Here is a 17681-nt window from a genome sequence, read left to right as displayed (position 1 = left end):
CTAGAACGGGAAAGAAATCATGGCGGCACTGGACGACAATCTGAGAAAGGCCGAGGCCTATCTGGAACGCTTCCGGAAGGACGGCGTGCTCAACCAGATCGGCGGCGAAGCGGTGCCTGCCGCGGACGGCTCGACCTTCGAGACGCTTTCGCCCGTCGACCTCAAGCCGATTGCCACTGTGGCACGCGGCAAGACCGCCGACGTCGACAGCGCGGCAAGAGCGGCCAAGGCTGCCTTCAAGGACTGGGCGGCGATCCCCGGCGACGCACGCAAGAAGCTGCTGCATAGAATAGCCGACGCCATCGTCGCGCGTGCCGAAGAGATCGCCTTCGTCGAATGCATGGACACCGGGCAGTCGCTGAAATTCATGGCCAAGGCGGCGCTGCGCGGCGCCGAGAACTTCCGCTTCTATGCCGACCGCGCGCCGGAAGCGCGTGACGGCCGCTCGCTGAGAGCGCCGAACCAACTCAATCTGACGACGCGCGTGCCGATCGGCCCGGTCGGCGTGATCACGCCGTGGAACACGCCCTTCATGCTGTCGACCTGGAAGATCGCGCCGGCGCTGGCCGCCGGCTGCACCATCGTGCACAAGCCGGCGGAGCTGTCGCCGCTGACGGCACGGCTGCTGGTCGAGATCGCGGAGGAAGCCGGCCTGCCCAAGGGCGTGTGGAATCTGGTCAACGGCTTCGGCGAGGACGCAGGCCGGGCGCTGACCGAGCACCCCGACATCAAGGCGATCGGCTTCGTGGGCGAAAGCCGCACCGGCTCGATGATCATGAAGCAGGGCGCCGAGACGCTGAAGCGCGTGCATTTCGAGCTCGGCGGCAAGAACCCGGTCATCGTCTTTGCAGATGCCGACCTGGAACGCGCCGCGGACGCCGCCGTCTTCATGATCTACTCGTTGAACGGCGAGCGCTGCACCTCGTCCTCGCGCCTCTTGGTCGAGGCTTCGGTGCACGACAGGTTCACCGAGTTGGTGGCGGAGAAGGCAAAGCGCATCAGGATCGGTCATCCGCTCGATCCCGAGACGGTGGTAGGCCCGCTGATCCATCCGGTGCATGAGGAAAAAGTGCTCTCCTATATCGAGATCGGCAAATCGGAGGGCGCGGTGGTCGCCGCCGGCGGCGGCAAGTTCGCCGGCCCGGGCGGCGGCTGCTATATCAGCCCGACGCTGTTCGTCGGCGCCACCAACAAGATGCGCATCGCCCAGGAGGAGATCTTCGGGCCGGTGCTGACGGCGATCCCGTTCAAGGACGAGGCCGATGCGCTGGCTCTCGCCAACGACACGCAATATGGGCTCACCGGCTACCTATGGACCTCCGACGTCACCCGCGCGCTGCGCTTCACCGATGCGCTCGACGCCGGCATGATCTGGGTGAATTCGGAGAATGTGCGGCATCTGCCGACGCCGTTCGGCGGCGTCAAGAGTTCCGGCATCGGCCGCGACGGCGGCGACTGGTCGTTCGACTTCTACATGGAAACCAAGAACATTGCGTTCGCCACGGCGCCGCATTCGATCCAGAAGCTCGGCGGCTGACCGGAGACTATGATGGCCCTGCCCCAACCCAATCTCTACCCTGCCTTCAACATCGTGCGGCTCTCTCATGTCGAGCTCGCCGTCACCGACCTTGCGAAATCCCGCGCCTTCTATGTCGACACGCTCGGCCTGCAGGTGACGGACGAGACCAGCGGCGCCATCTATCTGCGCGCCATGGAAGAGCGCGGCCATCACTGCATCGTGCTGCGCAAGGCGACGGCGCCGGAAGCGCGCGAGCTCGGCTTCAAGGTCTTCTCCGAAGAGGACCTCGACAAGGCCGAGCATTTCTTCAAGGGAAAAGGCCTGCCGGTGGAGTGGGTCGAGCGGCCCTACCAGTCGCGCACCTTCCGCACCCGCGACCCGCACGGCATGCCGCTCGAATTCTATTCGAAGATGGAACGGCTGCCGCCGATCCACCAGAAATACGCGCTTTACAAGGGCGTGAAGCCGCTGCGCATCGACCACTTCAACTGCTTCTCGCCGAATGTCGATGAATCGGTCGCCTTCTACAACGAGCTCGGCTTCCGCGTGACCGAATACACCGAGGACGCCGAGAGCGGAAAGCTGTGGGCCGCCTGGACGCACCGCAAGGGCGGCGTGCACGACATCGCCTTCACCAACGGCCTTGGCCCGCGGCTGCACCATGTCGCCTTCTGGGTGCCGACGCCGCTCAACATCATCGACCTGCTCGACCTGATGGCGACCACGGGCTATATCGGCAACATCGAGCGCGGGCCTGGACGGCACGGCATCTCCAACGCCTTCTTCCTCTACATCCGCGACCCGGATAACCATCGCATCGAGATCTATTGCTCGGACTACCAGACGGTCGATCCCGATCTCGAGCCGATCAGATGGGACCTCAAGGACCCGCAGCGCCAGACGCTGTGGGGCGCGCCGGCGCCACGAAGCTGGTTCGAGGAAGGCAGCGTTTTCACGGGTGTCGAGCCGCGCAAGTCCGATCTGGCGGCCTCGCCGATCGTGGCACCTTAACGGAGCATCAGCATGAGCGCGGGACGCCTCGCCACCTTCACCGCCGGCGGCAAGACGCGCTACGGCGCCATCACCGACAAGGGTGTCGTCGACCTCTCGGCGCGTCATAGTCAGTGGCCGACATTGCGCGAAGTGATCGAGGCCGGCGCGCTCGGCAAACTCGCCGAAGAGGCCGAGGGTCTACCAGCCGATTTCAGCGTCAAGGACATTGCCTACGAAATCCCGATCCCCTCACCTGAAAAGATCATCTGCGTCGGCGTCAACTATCCGGACCGCAACGAGGAGTACAAGGACGGGCAGGCGCCGCCTTCGAACCCGTCGCTGTTCATCCGCTTCCCGCGTTCCTTCGTCGGCCATGGCGCGCCGTTGGTGCGGCCACCGGAATCACCGCAGCTCGACTATGAGGGCGAGGTCGTCATCGTCATCGGCAAGGGCGGGCGGCGCATCGCCGAAGCCGATGCGCTCGGCCATATCGCGGCACTTTCGCTGTGCAACGAAGGCACGATCCGCGACTGGGTGCGTCACGCCAAGTTCAACGTCACCCAAGGCAAGAATTTCGACCGGACCGGCTCGATCGGTCCCTGGCTGGTGCCGTTCACCGATGAGGCGCAGATCGCCGACATTTCGCTGACCACCCGCGTCAACGGCGAGTTGCGCCAGCAGGACCGCACCGGGCGCATGATCTTTTCGTTCGCCAAGATCATCAACTACATCTCGACCTTCACCACGCTGGTGCCGGGCGATGTCATCGTCACCGGCACGCCAACGGGCGCCGGCGCCCGCTTCGACCCGCCGGTCTGGCTGAAGCCGGGCGATGTTGTCGAGGTCGAGGCTGACGGCATCGGCCTGCTTCGCAACGGCGTCGTCGACGAGGGAACCGGCCGATGATGACGGAGATGGAAGTCGAGGACGCCGCACAGCGGCTGTTCGAAGCCGAGCGCGAGCGCCGGCAGATCAGGCTGCTCAGCCTCGATTTTCCTCAGGCGACGATGGACGACGCCTATCGCGTGCAGGCGGCGCTGGTGAAGCGGAAGGCCGCATCGGGACTGACGATCAAGGGCTGGAAGATCGGCCTGACCTCGAAGGCGATGCAGTCGGCGCTCAGCATCGACATTCCCGATTCCGGCATCCTGTTCGACGACATGTTCTTCGCGGACGGCGGCACGGTGCCGGCCGATCGTTTCATCCAGCCGCGTATCGAGGCCGAGATCGCCTTCGTCATGAAGGCGCCTTTGGCCGGTCCGGATATTTCGATCGACAATGTGCTCGACGCCACCGATCACATCACGCCTGCGCTTGAAATCCTCGACACCCGCATCGAGCGGATGAACAAGGAGACCGGCAAGATCAGGACCTTCTTCGACACGATCTCGGACAATGCCGCCAATGCCGGCATCGTCGTCGGCGGCCGTTCGGCCGGGCCGCGCGAGGCGGATCTGCGCTGGATCGGCGCCATCGTGTCGTGCAACGGCGAGGTGGAGGAAACGGGGCTCGGCGCCGGCGTGCTCGACCATCCGGCGAAAGGCATCGTCTGGCTCGCCAACCGGCTGCATCAATACGGCATGCGCATCGAAGCCGGCCAGGTCGTGCTGTCGGGCTCCTTCATCCGACCGGTCGAATGCCGGCATGGCGACGAGATCGTCTCGGATTTCGGGCCATACGGAACCATCCGCGTAGGCTTCGCCTGATCGGCTTATTCCCGGCACAGGAAAGAAAAAGGCCGGGCGCGAGAGCGGCCCGGCCAAGTATGAAGGTCATAACCTTCAGAGGGGAACATCGCCCGGCGCAATGGGAGGAAAACACCGAGCGATAGTTCTTATTTGGGGCCTGAACGGTGTATTTTCCACGAACGGAATTCCAAAAAAGATCGAAATTGCGAAAAAATCTCGCTCGAACTGCGCGAAATCTTCAGCCAGTGGCCGATGCTTTTTCCAACAGATCGGCATAGTGACGCCGCGCCACGTCGGGGTGCGACCTCAGCCGGCTTTTCAGCACATTGGTCCCGACGTTGCGGAAGAGCGGATTGTCAGGGTCGCTAGCCGGGCCGCGCGCTTCGGCCGCCAATTCGTCGGGCAGATCGAGCAGCGGGATCGTCGCGTCCAGCCGGGCGCTGAAAAAGAACGGAACCGAAATGCGCTCGACGCCGGCCGGCGGCGTGACGACGCGATGCACGGTAGCCCTGAGATAGCCGTTCGAGGCGAGTTCGAGCAGTTCGCCGATGTTGACGACGAGCGTCCGCGGGATCGGGTCGACATCGACCCAGCTGCCGTCATATTCGACCTGCAGGCCCTTGTTCTCGTCCTGCAGCAGGAGGGTCAGGAAACCGCCATCCTTGTGCGCGCCGACACCCTGGTCGTCGCCGGTGGCGTCGCGGCCGGGATAGTGCACGATCTTCATGCGATGGTTCGGTTCGCCGCGATAGATCGGATCGAAAGCGTCCTCCGGCTGATCGAGCGACGCCGCGAAAGCCTTGAGCAGCCGGATCGCCACCTCGGTCGCCTTTGCCTGCCAGGCAAGCAGCGCCGGCTTGAGATCGGGAAATGCGGCCGGCCATTGGTTCGGACCCTGCAGCCGCGTCCAGGCCGGCACTCCCAGACCCTGCGCAACGGTCGTGCGCTCGACGCCGATGTCGAGCTGCTCGCGCCAGTCGGCCCTGCCTCCGGTCAGCTCACCGCCGGCGCGCGTATAGCCACGGAACTGCGGCGACTTCACCATTTCGATGCCGAGCTTGTCGGCCTCCGGCAGAGCGAAGAAGCGGCGGGCGGCGCCCAGCACCGCATCGATCTCCGGTTGGGTGATGCCGTGGCCGCTGAGATAGAAGAAGCCGACGTCGCGGGCGGCTGTGCGCAAGTCGAACAGAAAAGTTCGAAGCTCCGACGGACCCTGCTCCAAGCGATCGAGATCGAGCACCGGAATTATTCTGGGCATGGACAGGCTCCTCCTACGGTAACTCTTGTTTTCGCAATTCCGGACGGAAAACCGCCGCACACTTTCCTTGGAATTGCTCTAGCGACCCCCGCGGCACGATGACATGTGCGCCATTGCGGGTGAAGAAACGCACCAACCAATCTCACTGCAAACGGAGCAAGCCGGCGCTCAATTCCCGGGTTCTGCGGCAAATCGCGTTCAAATGGGCTTCGGCCGACGCAAATCAGGCATTTCTACCGGGCGGCAGCGCGCATCAGACGCGTTGCGCGGCGCGCCAGGGCAACCGGTCATGCGCTGTTGGTCGCAGCACCGTCGGCAGGCCTCGCGCTTCCTGAACGCCGAAGCCCAATCGCGTCAGACTGGCCCGCGCCAGGGCGGCGTTGCTGTCGATGACGATCAATCCGTTCGTGTCGCCGAGGCTGGCCGCCACCACCGACAGTTCGGTGCAGCCGAGAAGTGCTGCATCGGCACCAGCCAGTTGCGCGAGATGAAGCGCCCGCTCGGTCTCGGCGGCGGCCTGCGCGATCGAGCCGGCCTTGACGAGGCCGATGGCGCTGTCGACGCGCTCCTGGAACTCCGTGCCGTGCGGAAGGCAAGGCTCGAAACCCGCCGCCGATACCCTGCCCTGGTAGAAGCCGGAGGCCAGCGTGCCCCGGGTGGCGAGATTCGTGACCCTGCCGCGATCCAGGCCGCGACGGATTTCCGCCACCACCGCGTCGCCGATATGGATGATCTCGGCCTGCGAGTTCATCGCCAGCTTGTCGTACCAATGATGGGCGGTGTTGCAGGGCATGGCGATACAGGCAACGCCGAGCTCGTTGAGCGTCGAGACCACGGCCTGCAGCGGCGCCAGCGGTCCGTCATGACCGCCAAGGATCGCTTCGGTCCTGTCAGGCAGTTGCGGCACGCTGAGGATGACGGAAGGCACATGCTCGTTGTCGCCGAGCGCTTCGGTCATCCGGGTCAGCTTGAAGTAGAAGTCCGCCGATGCCAATGGCCCCAGACCGCCGATGATCCCTAGCCGGGGGCGGATGCTGTCGTCGATCATCGGGCAGGCTCGGCTTCGAACTCGCTCGCGACGGGTTCCTCAGATTGTGTCGCCTCCCTATGGCTGGGCGCGATCATCGCCGTGCTTGCCGCGACGGTGCAGACGCTGGACAGCGTCATGAACGTATCGACAGCCGCGTCGACCGCGACGAACAGGGCGAACGCCGCCTCGAAGGGAAGCTTCAGATAGCCGCAGACGATGGACATCTGGGACAGGATGAGCAGGCTGCCCATGCCGCCGGTCGTCAGCGCCAGAAGCGCGGAGACGACGCCGACAAGCAAGAGATCCGGGATCGCCAGCGGATGGCCGTAGAGCTGGGCGATGAACAGGGCGCCCGAGGTGTAGACCAGCGCCGGGCCTGTCCGCAGCAATGCCGCCTGCAACGGCACGAGCAGCTCGACGACCACCAGGTTGAAGCGCAACCGCTCGCTCAACAGGTTGATGACCCATGGCAACGAGGCGACCGAAGAGCGCGTGGTGATGGCCACCATCAGGAGCGGCTGGCAGGTCTTGATCGTGGCCCAGTAGCTCCGCCGCGAGCGCACGGCGATAATTGAAAACGCGCCGGCGAGGAAGGTCAGGCAGGAAAGACCCATCACCAGCAGATAGCCGCCCATCAGCATCAGCGGCTTGGTGCCGGTCGACGCGGTCTGGTCGGCGATCAGGATGAAGGTGGCGAAGGGCAATCCCCAGACGAACCAGTTGGTGAGAACCGTGCAGGCCCGGTACACCGCGTTGAGCGCCTGCGACAGGCTGAGCGACGAGGGCTGCGGAATTTTGCCCATCGCCAGACCGAAAAGCAGGCAGAACAACAGGACTTGGATGGTCTGGCCCGAGGCCAGCGCGTTGAAGACGTTGTTCGGCACCAGATCCATGAAGATTGAATGACCGCTGTTCGGGTCCCCGGTCGACGGCGGCTGGAACGGGAATGCAAGATCAGTGGAGACGCTGCCTTGGGAATTGATGAACTCGCCGAGCTCGATGCGCGACTGCGGGTTCTCGATCTGGCCGGGCTTGAGGATCAGCGAATAGGTGCCGCTCACCAGAACGGCGAGGAACGACACGACCAGCACGGCTATGCCCACCTTGCCGAGGTAGCGGACCGATTTCGGGTCCTGGACCATCGCGGCGATGGAGAAGATGACGGACGAGACCAGATAGGGCAGGACGACCATCTTGAGGAAATTCAGATAGATCTGCGCGACGGGGCTGATCGCGTGGGCGAAGGCCGGGTTATAGAGGCCGCACAGGATTCCGGCCAGGATCATGATGATCGTCGTCGCCGGCGAGCGCAGGACGCGCTTCGCCGCCAGGCGCCAATCGAAGGGCATGGGTGCGGCTACATCCGAGACGGCCATTGTCAGGCTTTGCTCCCCTGGCGATAGCGCGCGATGATCTCGTCGGTGTTGAGGACCTGCTGGCCTCTTGCCAGGTCGAGATAGAGATCGACAAAGGCCGCGAGATGCGGATTGTCCGGACTGATGCCGACCGCGATCGTATCGACCTTGTCGGTCAGCGTGATCGAGCGCGCGACGACCGTCATCGACGGATCGTCGACCATCAGCTTCTTGATCTCGAAATCGTCGCGATAGGCGAGGTCGATCGCGCCGTTGCGGATCGCATCGACAACCGTATTCCAGCCCGCGAAGCGTCGGATTTGCGCGTGCGGGAACGTGGTGGCCGCATAGGTGGCGAAGGACGAGCCTTCGATGACGCCGAGATCGCCAGAGAAATCGCGGATGATCTGCTCAGGCGACTCGCCTTGCGCGATGCGTGCCAGGTTCACGCGGTTGGCGAGCAACCCCTGGTGCAGCACGGCGTAGGGCTGCGAATAGAGGATCGAGCGACCGCGCTGAAGCGTGCGGCTGAGCTTGCCGATCGCAAGGTCCGCCTGACCGAAGGTCAGCTTTTGCACCATGGCGTCGAAGGTCACGGCGGACCGGTCGAACACCGGTTCGACGCCGAGCTCCGCGGCTATCCCGCGGGCCAGGTCCATGTCGATGCCCTTGTCCCCCGAGCCGTCTGCCGGAAAGAAGGGATCGGACGCGAAGGCCGGCATGGCGATGCGCAGCTTGTTGTCGCTGACGATGGGTTTTGGAGCGTCTTGCGCCTGGGCCGGCGTGGCCGCGGCTTGCGCCTGCGCAACGAGCAGCCCTCCGCCTCCGGCTGCAAACAGCGTGCGACGTGTAAGCGGCATGCCCATTCTCAATTCGTGCAGGAGAGCCGGACAACAGATCTGACAATGCGCAGTATGCATGCCGAAGTTAAGTAAAGGTATATTTTATTTTGTGCTTTTTTACATTGCAGATCGCTAAAACGGCATCAGGAAATATGCATACTTCCTAAAATAATGAGCCGCACCAGGGCGTGTTACTGTACGTTTCGTACAATGGGCTGTCAGAACGTCTCGACCCATGGCCTCAACTCGACCTCGAAGCTCCAGGCGCTGCGATGCTGGCGATGGACGGCGAGATAGGTCTCGGCGATCGCGTCGGGCGAGAGGCGGCGCTCCGGACGGTCGGGTTCGGGCGCCTGTCCGGCCGGCTCGATCTGGCCGTCGATGATGAAATGCGCGACGTGGATGTTCTTCGGCGAAAGCTCGCGCGCCATCGATTGCGCCAGCCCGCGCAGGCCGAATTTCGGCATAGCGAAACCGGCAGAACCGGGAAACCCCTTGAGGCTTGCCGTGGCGCCGGTGAACAGGATCGAGCCGGAGCCGCGCGCGAGAAGTCGGCGCACCGCCTGCTGGCCGACCAGGAAGCCGCCATAGGCGCCGACGAGCAGGGCTTGCTTGACCGCGTCGGGATCGAGCTCGGCGATCGGGCCGCGCGTGCGGCCGCTGGCGTTGAAGACGGCAATTTCGAGCGGGCCTTCCTTGTCGGCCGCCTCGAACAGGCGCTCGACGGAAGCCGCGTCCGACACGTCGGTTTCCACGGCTTGCGCGCCGGTTTCCTTGACCAGCGCCGCTAACTTGTCGACGTTACGCGCGGCAAGGACGACGCGGAATCCCTCCTTGGCTAGAAGCCGCGCCAGCGAGGCGCTTAGCCCGGAGCCAGCGCCCGCGATCACCGCAACATTGGCTGCCATGACGTTTCCTCCTTGAGGTACCTCGATGTCGAACCTGCAGGCTCGCCCCTTTGGCGACAAGAGGCAAGAACGTGGCTGCTCGATTTTCGCCATTTGGCGCAAAAGGCGACCTGGAAGGGCGCGGCGAAAGACTTGCCTGCGGGGCTGATCCATCCGACACGTGGATGAAGGGCGATTCGAGGAACCACCATGGAACCAATCTGGGCCGTCGGCCTGATGACCGGCACGGTGCTCGACGGCAATATCGACGTGGCGCTGATCAAGACCGATGGCGAGCGCATCGCCGATACCGGCACGTACACGCTGGCCCCCTACCCGCAATCGATCCGCACCTTGCTCGAAGAGACGCTGCGCCAGGCGCGCGCCTGGAATTTCGAGGGACCGGAGCCGGCGATCTTTCGCGAAGCCGAGGAGGCGCTGACGCGCGCGCAGTCCGCTGCGGTCAGTGACCTGGTCGAGAGCCAGGGGATGAGCATGGCCGATATCGGCATCGTCGGCTTCCACGGCCAGACCGTGCTGCATCGCGCGCCGCAGCCGGGACGGATCGGCTGCACGCGGCAGCTTGGCGACGGCGAGCTGATGGCCTCGCTGCTTCGCACCAGGGTCGCCTATGATTTCCGCTCGGCCGATGTCGCGGCCGGCGGGCAAGGCGCGCCTCTGGCCGCGGCCTATCATGCCGCGTTGCTTAAAGAGGCGGACGCCAGCGGCGACACCGCCGTGCTCAATCTCGGCGGCGTCGGCAACATCACATGGTGGGACGGCAAGGACAATATCGTCGCCTTCGACACCGGCCCGGCCAATGCGCCGGTCAACGATTTCATCAAGTCGAAAGGCCTCGGCGAGATGGACTGCGACGGCAAGCTGGCGGCCGCCGGCGAGGTCGATGAGGGACGGCTCGCCAAGCTGCTGCAGCATCCGTATCTCACCAAACCCTATCCAAAATCGCTCGACCGCTACGACTTCACCGCGGCGATGGCCGAGGGGCTCGGCCCGGAGGACGGCGCGGCATTGCTGACGGCCTTCACCGTGTCAGCTGTCGGCAAGGCGCTCGACCTGTTGCCGCGCCGGCCGAAGCGGCTGGCGGTCAGCGGCGGCGGCCGCCACAATCCGACGATGATGGCAATGCTCGAAAGCCGCGCCAGCGTCGAGGTCGTACAGGCCGAGACGTTCGGATGGAAGGGCGACGCGGTGGAGGCGGAGTGTTTTGCTTTCCTCGCCGTGCGCGTGCTGCGCGGCCTGCCGATCAGCTTTCCAAGCACCACCGGCGCGCCCGCGCCGATGCGCGGCGGAAAGCTGGCTGGCTGATCAGGACGGCAGCTTCTTCTGCAGGAAGATGCGGCTGCGGCCGATGGGGAAGTCAGGCAGCGTGCCGAACGGCTGGTAGCCCTGACGCCGATAGACCTTTTCGGCGACCGAGTTGAAGGTGTCGATCCAGGCACCGTGACAACCGCGTGCGATGGCTTCCCGTTCGGCGGCGTCGAGCATGCCGGCGGCTGTGCGCCGGCCGCGCAATCTTTCGTCGACCCACAGCCACTGCACGTAGAGCCAGCCCCAGGCGGTGTAGCCGGAAATGCCGGCGACGATGACACCATGGTCGTCGCGCACGATAACCGCCAGCGGCTTTCGACCTGACGCGCCGACATCGGCATCGTTGAAGGCGGTGAGGCTCCCGCTCAGGAAAGCGAGGTCCTGCGGCAAGGGCTCGGCAGTGATCTCGAGGCTCGTCTTCATCGGCTGCGACTCCGGTTCGCAAGCCAGCCTTAGAGCAATCCCAGGAAAAGTGCGAAACGGATTTCCGGCCGGAAGCGAAGAGTGAGGCAGGCCTGTTATCGAGGACCAGCCGGTCGCCACGCCGCGGCGCCCGCCGCAACCAGCATCAGTGCCGCGGCGATCAGGGCGCAGTTGGCGAAGCCGAGGGTCGTGTAGAGCGGGCCGAAGCCTGCGGTGCCGACGGTGACGGCAAGATAGGTGACCGCGCTGTTCAGGCCCATGATGGTGCCGCGCCGCGACGGGTCGAGCGCAGTGAGGCGCATGACCAGCACGTTCAGCCCGAAATGGTTGGCGAGACCCCAGACGGCGATCGACGCAAGCAGCAGGCCGAAGCCGGTGCTTGCCAAGGCGATCGCGACATAGACGGAGGCGACCAGCAGATAGGCGAACGGCATGACACGGCGCGCGCCGAGCCGGTCGATGACGCCATCGAGCAAAGCGGCCGCGCCGAAGCCGAGACCGTAGGCGACGGCGGCCAGGCCGTTGGCGCTGACCGGCTCGCCGAGGGCTTCATGAAGATGGTCGCCGAGATAGCCGTAGACGCCGTAGAAGGCGGTCATGAAGGCGCCGCAAGCAATGAGCAGCGGCAGGATGCCGGGAACGGCGAGCGCGCCGAGCGGCGACGGCGCGGGGCCGCTTTTCCTGATGTCGTGCAGCGAACTCAACGCCAGACCGGCAACGGCCGCTCCCGCGAGAAGCGCGACGGCCGCGAAGACGGCACGCCAATGGATGAGATCGGCAATCACGGCCGACAGCGACACACCGGCGACCATCGAAAGCGTCCAGCCGGTCAGCACCACCCCGATGGTACCGCTCTCGCGGCCGGGCGGCGCGATCGCGGCCGAGCTGGCATAGATCGCCGGCATGGCGATACCGGCGGCAATGCCGGCAACGAGTTGGGCGGCCACCAACATCGTCACAGTCGGCGCCAACGCGCTGGCAACCAGCGCGATGGCCAGCAAGAGCAATGCGCCCTGCAGCATGCGGCGCGCGCCGATCCGGTCGATGTAGCGGGCAAGGAAGAGCGCGCTGGCCGACGTGCCGAGGCCGAAGGCGGCGGCGGCCGTCATAACCGCCGGCACGCTGGCGCCGAACGATGCCGCAACGGCCGGCGCGATAGGTCCCAGAACCAACGAATTGGAGCCGATGACGGCGATGCAGCCCGTCAGCAGATAGGCGGCGGCCGGGATTGGCGCGCGCGGCGCCGCCGTCAAAATTGCTGATTGATCACTGTTCGACATATTATCATAATGGCCGAATTTAATTCCGCATCAATGGAGGATTTCCATATGGACACAGAAACAGATGACATTCAGCGGAACAAGCATCCGGCCCGTGATCTCGACCCGATCGACCGAAAGATATTAGGCGTTCTCGTCGAGGACGCGACCATCAGCTATGCCGATCTCGGCGAGCGCGTCGGCCTGTCGCCGCCGGCGGCGCATGAGCGGGTCAAGCGGCTGAAGCGCAGCGGCGCCATCCGCGCCACCTCGGCGATCATCGATCCGAGGGCGGTGAAGAAGCCGCTGCTGGCCTTCGTGCATATCGACACAAGGGGCTGGGGCAAGACGCCGGAGCTGATGGCGGTCTCCAAATATCCGGAGGTCGAGGAGATCCACACGGTCGCCGGCGACACCTGCATGCTGCTCAAGGTGCGCACCGAGGACACGCGCGCGCTCGAAGGCCTTCTGGCCCGCCTCTACGATACGCCCGGCGTCACCTCGACGCGCAGCTATGTCGTGCTGTCGACCTATCTCGAGCGTCCGGTGCAACCGGAGATCACGAGCGAATGGCCGGCGCCTAAGCATATGGCAACGCCTATGTATTAGGCCGGTGCACGCTGATGGCGCCTGGAACGCGCCAGCAGGTAGAAAGCCGCGACATGCGTGATCATCAAAAGCGGCACGTAGAGGATCGGGATTGCGTAGGTGGCGCCCAACTGGCCCGCATGGCCGGGAAGGTCGAGCATAACGCCGTGATAGTAGTCGCCGACAAGGTCGACCACGCCCACGACATTGTAGGCGACGACGAGTGGCCAGAAGATCGCGGGCCTCGCGACCGCGAACAGCGCCAGCATGGCGAGCAAGCCGGTGACGAAGTCGCCATAGGCGGCGAAGCTTGCGAAGTCAGGAGCAAGGTCGGGACCGACCACGCCCGGGATGAGGAAGACGAGGCCGAAGAAGCGGAAGCTGTGCAGCGTTGCGATGGCGCGCTGCGCCTCAATCGGCTCCATCGACCTCAGACTTGGCCAGATATAGGCGGCGAAGCAAAGCAGCCACGGCACGTAGCCGAGCCCGAGATGGATGTTAAGATCATCGCTGGTGTCATTTTCGCCTCCCCTCAATGTTGGTTTTCGCAATTCCGGACGGAAGGCTGCGGCGAAGCCCCGAGCCTGACCGCTGACCACTTTTCCTGGAGTTGCTCAGTTGACCGGAACGGCCTCGAATACCGCCGTGAGGATGCCCAGCCGTCCCTCCATGAGGTTGCGTCCGAGATTGGTGGCGAGTTCCGCGAAACCCTGGCCCATGACGACCCCTAGATTGAGCGAAGGCGGCGGGCCGGAGGCGCGGAGTTCGGCGAACCAGGCCTTGGCTATGGCCGTGTCGTCGCGGCGGACAAGCGTGCCGAAGCCGGCGGCTTCGATCGCCTCGCAGGTCGCCTCGGAGGTCAGCAGGAAGCTTTCGCCCGGCGTCTTCGCCCAGGGCACTGGATAGAGCGGATCGCCACCATTCAGCACGACGTCGAATGTCGCGAATTTTCCGCCCGGCTTCAAAACGCGCCTGATCTCGCGGTAGAGCCGCGGCCGGTCGGCGATGTTCATCGCCACATGCTGCAAGAGCGCGGCGTCGAAGCGGCCATCCTCGAAGGGAAGCGACAAAGCGCTGCCGGCTTCGAACGACACGTTGCCGGCCTGCCCGGTTCGCGCTGTCAGATAGCGCGCGGCCTCGACGAAGGGTTCGCTGAGATCGATACCGGTCACCGCGCAGCCATATGTCGCCTCCAGGAAGCGAGCCGGCCCGCCGACGCCAGATCCGACGTCGAGCACCGACATGTCGGCGGTGATGACGGCAAGATTGGCGAGCTCCGCTGTCGCGGCCAGCCCGCGGGTGTGGAACTGGTCGAGGGTCGCCAGCTGTTCGGGCTTCAGCCGCTGTTGCTCAGGCCCAAACACCGCCAGCGCGGTCTTCAACCGATCGGTCAGGCCGGTCGCGCGATAGTGATCGCGCACGCGATCGAATTCATCGGTCATTGCCACTTCCTTTCAGGCTTCCAGGTCACGCAAGAAATACGGTCGCTTTCTGCCGGCAACTATCCGCGATAATGTCGATGGGTCATGAAGCAGAACTTCACAGTCAGGCATGGCGCGCTCGATGGTGTCGAGGCGTTTTTGAGTGTGGCCAAGCACCGCAATTTCCGCAAGGCGGCGGCCGAGCTCGCCGTCACTCCGTCGGCGATCAGCCAGGCAATACGAACGCTCGAGGCGCGCATCGGCGCCGCGCTCTTCATCCGCACCACGCGCAGCGTCGGCCTGACGGAAGCCGGCGAGCGCTTTTTCACGCGTGCCCGGCCCGCCTTCGAGGAACTGATCGCGGCAAGCGAGATCGCGCGCGGGATGGGTCAGCGGCCGGCCGGGCTCCTGCGTCTTTCGGTGCCGCCGGCCGTGGTGCCGGTGCTGCTGGAGCCTCTGATCGCCTCTTTCTGCCAGGCCTATCCCGAGATCGAGCTGGAGATCGTCGCCAGCGGTGAGCTGGCCGATCTCGCCGCCGAAGGATTCGATGCCGGCATCCGCATGGGCGATCTGATCGCGCCCGACATGGTCGCGGTCCGGCTGACGCCTCCCTTCCCGATGGTGGTCGCCGGCAGCCCCGATTATTTGCGCCGGCGCGCGATGCCGGAGCGCATCGAAGATCTGCGCGACCATGCCTGCCTGCGCCTGCGCCGCTCGAACGGCTCGGTCGCTCCGTGGTCCTTTGTCGACGGCAACAAGGCTGTCGAGGCAATCGTCTCGGGACCGCTCATCGCGCATGACTATCCGTCGCTGCTCGGCGCGGCGATCCAGGGGGTCGGGCTGGCGCAGGTGCCAGGCCCGATCGCGGAAGCGCCGATCGCCGACGGGCGCTTACAGGCGCTGCTTAGCCGCTTCGCGGTGACCACGCCGGGCATCTTTCTCTATTATCCGGAAAGGCACCAGGTGCTGCCCAAGCTGCGCGCCTTCATCGACCATATCCGGCAGCCGGGCGCCGCTGACGTCGCCCGAAGCGATCGGGCAGGCGGCGGCAAAGCTGACGCTTCGAAGGTCCGTGAAGGCGGTTGAGCCAGGCAATAAGCCGCTCGACCGCAGCGCCGAGGGGAGCGGCCTCCATCATTCTGCGGCGCGAGATGCGATCAGTGATCTAATACGTTCTGCATCCGCCTGCGTGGCCGGATTGTAGACGATCATGCCGAGTTCCGGGCGGCCATCGACCGCAAAGACGGAGAACTCCAGCTCGATCAGCCCGATCTCGGGATGCCGCAGGCGTTTCACGCCCTCGCCGTGGGCCGGCACGATGTCGTTGTCGCGCCACAGCGCCTCGAATTCCGGACTGATCCGGCAAAGCTCTTCGACGAGTTGGGTGATCTCCGCGCCTGCGCCCGCCCTCGTGGCATCGGCCCTGAACGACCCGACCACGAAGCGCGCCACACTCTCCCAATCGTCCTGCGCGTCGCGCACGCGCGAGTTGCCGAACATCAGGCGAAGGATGTTGCGCTGCTCGCGCGCCAGCTTGGAATAGTCGGTGAGCATCGCGGCCGCGGCACGGTTCCAGGCAACCACGTCCCATGTCGCGGTCTTGATGATCGCCGGGCTGGGGTCCAAAGCGTCAAGGACGCGCTGCAGGCGCGGCGTCACGCTGTCGACGTTTCTGTAGCGGACCTCCGGCGGCCGGCCGAGACCCAGCATGAACAGATGCTCGCGTTCGGGCTCGGTCAGCATCAGCCCGGTCGCGATGCGGTTGAGCACGTCCGCCGAGGGCGCGCCGCCCCGCCCCTGCTCCAGCCAGGTGTACCAGGTCGGGCTGATATTCGCGCGCTGCGCCACTTCTTCGCGGCGCAGCCCCTGCGTGCGCCGCCGCCCCGTGGCGAAGCCGAAGGCGGCGGGATCGAGGCGCATGCGGCGGTCCCGGAGAAAGGTGCCCAGCTTGTTGGCCGTCTCGGCTGGCATTGCGATCCTGTTGGCTATTATACCATGATAAAGTCACTACTTTAACAGAATGAGTTATAGCGCAAATAAGGCCTCCGAACAACAAGCGGAGATCTCCCATGCGTGTATTCCTCACCGGCGCTACCGGCTTCATCGGTTCCAGAATCGTGCCTGAGCTCCTCGCCGCGGGCCATCAAGTGCTCGGCCTGACCCGCTCCGATGCCGGCGCGCAGTCGCTTATCGCCGCAGGCGCCGAGCCCCATCGCGGCGACATCGAAGACCTCGACAGCCTGCGCGACGGCGCAGCGAAGTCGGATGCGGTGATCCACACCGCCTTCGACCACAATTTCTCGAATTTCGTCGCGAATTGCGAGAAGGACAAGCGCGTGATCGAAGCGCTGGGCAGGGCGCTCGCCGGGTCGGACCGGCTCCTCATCATCACGTCGGGTGTTGGCATGGGCTCCGCCGAACACGGACAGCCGGCGAGAGAAGACATCTTCAACACTGACCATCCCAATCCGCGCGTCCTGTCGGAGCTTACCGGCGCGGCGATGGCCGAGAAGGGCGTCAAGGTATCGGTGGTGCGGCTGCCGCAGGTGCATGACAGGGTGAAGCAGGGCCTGATCACGCCGCTGATCGCCCAGACGCGCGCCAAGGGCGTCTCGGCCTATCTTGGCGAGGGCCGCAACCGGTGGTCGGCGGCGCATGTGCTTGACGTCGCGAAACTTTACCGTCTGGCGCTGGACAAGCAGCAAGCCGGCGTGCGCTACAACGCCGTCGCCGAGGAAGGCATCGCCATGCGCGAGATCGCGGAAGTGATCGGCGCCGGCCTCGACGTGCCGGTGGTCTCGCTCTCGCAGGAAGAAGCGGCCGACCATTTCGGATGGCTTTCCATCTTCGCCGGTCTCGATATGCCGGCCTCGAGCGAATGGACGCGCTCGCATCTCGGCTGGCAGCCGACCGGCCCCGGCCTGATCGCCGATCTCGAACGGATGGATTATTCGCAGGCGGCCGCGGCCTAGCCAGGTCCTCCGCCGGTTCAGCGAGCCGGCTGGACCGCCGTCTGCAGGGAGGCCAGATCTCCTCAAGGACAGCCACCAGCGACTCCGATAGGTTCGCGGCCACCACAAACGCAAAGG

At 65.0% G+C, this 17681-nt stretch carries 18 protein-coding genes; 8 read left to right on the top strand and 10 right to left on the bottom strand.

Translation table 11 applies throughout. The features are described 5' to 3' along the window. The first annotated feature begins 19 nt into the window (after positions 1 to 19). From hpaE to hpaH, 4 genes are read left to right on the top strand one after another with little or no spacing between them, the layout of a single operon-like run. Positions 20 to 1537 carry a 5-carboxymethyl-2-hydroxymuconate semialdehyde dehydrogenase gene (gene hpaE, locus FJ957_RS22320; RefSeq protein WP_140834994.1) on the top strand — a complete coding sequence of 506 codons (1518 nt, stop codon included), beginning with the start codon at positions 20 to 22 and terminating at the stop codon, positions 1535 to 1537. Between the two features lie 12 nt (positions 1538 to 1549). Continuing rightward, the gene (hpaD, locus tag FJ957_RS22315; protein WP_140834993.1) at positions 1550 to 2530 is read left to right on the top strand and encodes a 3,4-dihydroxyphenylacetate 2,3-dioxygenase; all 981 of its coding nucleotides are present in this window, start codon (positions 1550 to 1552) and stop codon (positions 2528 to 2530) included. Positions 2531 to 2542: 12 nt separating this feature from the next. Next, positions 2543 to 3418 (top strand): fumarylacetoacetate hydrolase family protein, encoded by an 876-nt coding sequence (locus tag FJ957_RS22310; RefSeq protein ID WP_140834992.1) that lies wholly within the window; start codon positions 2543 to 2545, stop codon positions 3416 to 3418. Next, a complete protein-coding gene (hpaH, locus tag FJ957_RS22305; RefSeq protein ID WP_181180669.1) occupies positions 3415 to 4218 on the top strand; it encodes a 2-oxo-hept-4-ene-1,7-dioate hydratase in 804 nt (267 codons plus the stop codon). The genes FJ957_RS22310 and hpaH overlap by 4 nt, the downstream gene beginning before the upstream one ends. Positions 4219 to 4438: 220 nt before the next feature. On the opposite strand, the gene FJ957_RS22300 is transcribed toward hpaH, so the two are convergent. The 5 genes from FJ957_RS22300 to FJ957_RS22280 all read right to left on the bottom strand — a co-directional run bounded on the left by FJ957_RS22300 (position 4439) and on the right by FJ957_RS22280 (position 9593). After that, positions 4439 to 5458: an isopenicillin N synthase family oxygenase gene (locus FJ957_RS22300; protein WP_140834991.1), complete on the bottom strand. Its 1020-nt coding sequence runs from the start codon at positions 5456 to 5458 to the stop codon at positions 4439 to 4441. Between the two features lie 253 nt (positions 5459 to 5711). Beyond that, positions 5712 to 6506 (bottom strand): amino acid racemase, encoded by a 795-nt coding sequence (locus tag FJ957_RS22295; protein WP_140834990.1) that lies wholly within the window; start codon positions 6504 to 6506, stop codon positions 5712 to 5714. Then, positions 6503 to 7864 carry a cation:dicarboxylase symporter family transporter gene (locus tag FJ957_RS22290; protein WP_140834989.1) on the bottom strand — a complete coding sequence of 454 codons (1362 nt, stop codon included), beginning with the start codon at positions 7862 to 7864 and terminating at the stop codon, positions 6503 to 6505. The genes FJ957_RS22295 and FJ957_RS22290 overlap by 4 nt, the downstream gene beginning before the upstream one ends. Positions 7865 to 7866: 2 nt before the next feature. Continuing rightward, entirely contained in the window at positions 7867 to 8703 is an 837-nt protein-coding gene (locus tag FJ957_RS22285; RefSeq protein WP_181177428.1) for a transporter substrate-binding domain-containing protein, read from the bottom strand. 200 nt (positions 8704 to 8903) lie between these two features. Continuing rightward, positions 8904 to 9593: an SDR family NAD(P)-dependent oxidoreductase gene (locus tag FJ957_RS22280; RefSeq protein WP_140834988.1), complete on the bottom strand. Its 690-nt coding sequence runs from the start codon at positions 9591 to 9593 to the stop codon at positions 8904 to 8906. Positions 9594 to 9782: 189 nt separating this feature from the next. Here FJ957_RS22280 and FJ957_RS22275 point away from each other — a divergent pair, with 189 nt between their 5' ends. Then, positions 9783 to 10898, top strand: coding sequence for an anhydro-N-acetylmuramic acid kinase (locus FJ957_RS22275; RefSeq protein WP_140834987.1), 1116 nt, complete (start codon positions 9783 to 9785; stop codon positions 10896 to 10898). On the opposite strand, the gene FJ957_RS22270 is transcribed toward FJ957_RS22275, so the two are convergent. Together FJ957_RS22270 and FJ957_RS22265 are read right to left on the bottom strand one after the other, a co-directional pair. Next, complete coding sequence (locus tag FJ957_RS22270; protein WP_140834986.1) at positions 10899 to 11324, bottom strand: GNAT family N-acetyltransferase; 426 nt, start codon at positions 11322 to 11324, stop codon at positions 10899 to 10901. It lies immediately after the preceding gene. 95 nt (positions 11325 to 11419) lie between these two features. After that, positions 11420 to 12604: an MFS transporter gene (locus FJ957_RS22265; protein ID WP_140834985.1), complete on the bottom strand. Its 1185-nt coding sequence runs from the start codon at positions 12602 to 12604 to the stop codon at positions 11420 to 11422. A 48-nt stretch (positions 12605 to 12652) separates the two neighbouring features. Between FJ957_RS22265 and FJ957_RS22260 the strand changes: the two genes are divergently transcribed. Further along, positions 12653 to 13192: an Lrp/AsnC family transcriptional regulator gene (locus tag FJ957_RS22260; protein ID WP_140834984.1), complete on the top strand. Its 540-nt coding sequence runs from the start codon at positions 12653 to 12655 to the stop codon at positions 13190 to 13192. Here FJ957_RS22260 and FJ957_RS22255 read toward each other — a convergent pair. Together FJ957_RS22255 and FJ957_RS22250 are read right to left on the bottom strand one after the other, a co-directional pair. Next, positions 13189 to 13707: a hypothetical protein gene (locus FJ957_RS22255; protein WP_348642566.1), complete on the bottom strand. Its 519-nt coding sequence runs from the start codon at positions 13705 to 13707 to the stop codon at positions 13189 to 13191. The two genes, FJ957_RS22260 and FJ957_RS22255, sit on opposite strands and share 4 nt — an antisense overlap. Before the next feature lie 78 nt (positions 13708 to 13785). Further along, the gene (locus FJ957_RS22250) at positions 13786 to 14613 is read right to left on the bottom strand and encodes a class I SAM-dependent methyltransferase (protein WP_140834983.1); all 828 of its coding nucleotides are present in this window, start codon (positions 14611 to 14613) and stop codon (positions 13786 to 13788) included. Between the two features lie 84 nt (positions 14614 to 14697). On the opposite strand from FJ957_RS22250, the gene FJ957_RS22245 reads away from it, so the two are divergent. Next, positions 14698 to 15678, top strand: coding sequence for a LysR family transcriptional regulator (locus FJ957_RS22245; RefSeq protein ID WP_140834982.1), 981 nt, complete (start codon positions 14698 to 14700; stop codon positions 15676 to 15678). A gap of 48 nt (positions 15679 to 15726) precedes the next feature. On the opposite strand, the gene FJ957_RS22240 is transcribed toward FJ957_RS22245, so the two are convergent. After that, positions 15727 to 16563 (bottom strand): helix-turn-helix transcriptional regulator, encoded by an 837-nt coding sequence (locus FJ957_RS22240; protein WP_140834981.1) that lies wholly within the window; start codon positions 16561 to 16563, stop codon positions 15727 to 15729. 98 nt (positions 16564 to 16661) lie between these two features. On the opposite strand from FJ957_RS22240, the gene FJ957_RS22235 reads away from it, so the two are divergent. Continuing rightward, positions 16662 to 17564 carry an SDR family oxidoreductase gene (locus FJ957_RS22235; RefSeq protein ID WP_140834980.1) on the top strand — a complete coding sequence of 301 codons (903 nt, stop codon included), beginning with the start codon at positions 16662 to 16664 and terminating at the stop codon, positions 17562 to 17564. Positions 17565 to 17681: the final 117 nt, after the last annotated feature.

Source organism: Mesorhizobium sp. B2-4-6, from assembly GCF_006442775.1.
In the GTDB taxonomy this organism is placed as follows: Bacteria; Pseudomonadota; Alphaproteobacteria; order Rhizobiales; family Rhizobiaceae; genus Mesorhizobium.
The sequence above is the reverse complement of the archived record's forward strand: the minus strand, read 5'-3'. Positions and strand labels throughout refer to the sequence as shown.

Coding starts and splice junctions, on each gene's coding strand:
- hpaE (WP_140834994.1), top strand. CDS start 20: ATGGCGGCACTGGACGACAATCTGAGAAAGGCCGAGGCCTATCTGGAA.
- hpaD (WP_140834993.1), top strand. CDS start 1,550: ATGGCCCTGCCCCAACCCAATCTCTACCCTGCCTTCAACATCGTGCGG.
- FJ957_RS22310 (WP_140834992.1), top strand. CDS start 2,543: ATGAGCGCGGGACGCCTCGCCACCTTCACCGCCGGCGGCAAGACGCGC.
- hpaH (WP_181180669.1), top strand. CDS start 3,415: ATGATGACGGAGATGGAAGTCGAGGACGCCGCACAGCGGCTGTTCGAA.
- FJ957_RS22300 (WP_140834991.1), bottom strand. CDS start 5,458: ATGCCCAGAATAATTCCGGTGCTCGATCTCGATCGCTTGGAGCAGGGT.
- FJ957_RS22295 (WP_140834990.1), bottom strand. CDS start 6,506: ATGATCGACGACAGCATCCGCCCCCGGCTAGGGATCATCGGCGGTCTG.
- FJ957_RS22290 (WP_140834989.1), bottom strand. CDS start 7,864: ATGGCCGTCTCGGATGTAGCCGCACCCATGCCCTTCGATTGGCGCCTG.
- FJ957_RS22285 (WP_181177428.1), bottom strand. CDS start 8,703: ATGCCGCTTACACGTCGCACGCTGTTTGCAGCCGGAGGCGGAGGGCTG.
- FJ957_RS22280 (WP_140834988.1), bottom strand. CDS start 9,593: ATGGCAGCCAATGTTGCGGTGATCGCGGGCGCTGGCTCCGGGCTAAGC.
- FJ957_RS22275 (WP_140834987.1), top strand. CDS start 9,783: ATGGAACCAATCTGGGCCGTCGGCCTGATGACCGGCACGGTGCTCGAC.
- FJ957_RS22270 (WP_140834986.1), bottom strand. CDS start 11,324: ATGAAGACGAGCCTCGAGATCACTGCCGAGCCCTTGCCGCAGGACCTC.
- FJ957_RS22265 (WP_140834985.1), bottom strand. CDS start 12,604: ATGTCGAACAGTGATCAATCAGCAATTTTGACGGCGGCGCCGCGCGCG.
- FJ957_RS22260 (WP_140834984.1), top strand. CDS start 12,653: ATGGACACAGAAACAGATGACATTCAGCGGAACAAGCATCCGGCCCGT.
- FJ957_RS22250 (WP_140834983.1), bottom strand. CDS start 14,613: ATGACCGATGAATTCGATCGCGTGCGCGATCACTATCGCGCGACCGGC.
- FJ957_RS22245 (WP_140834982.1), top strand. CDS start 14,698: ATGAAGCAGAACTTCACAGTCAGGCATGGCGCGCTCGATGGTGTCGAG.
- FJ957_RS22240 (WP_140834981.1), bottom strand. CDS start 16,563: ATGCCAGCCGAGACGGCCAACAAGCTGGGCACCTTTCTCCGGGACCGC.
- FJ957_RS22235 (WP_140834980.1), top strand. CDS start 16,662: ATGCGTGTATTCCTCACCGGCGCTACCGGCTTCATCGGTTCCAGAATC.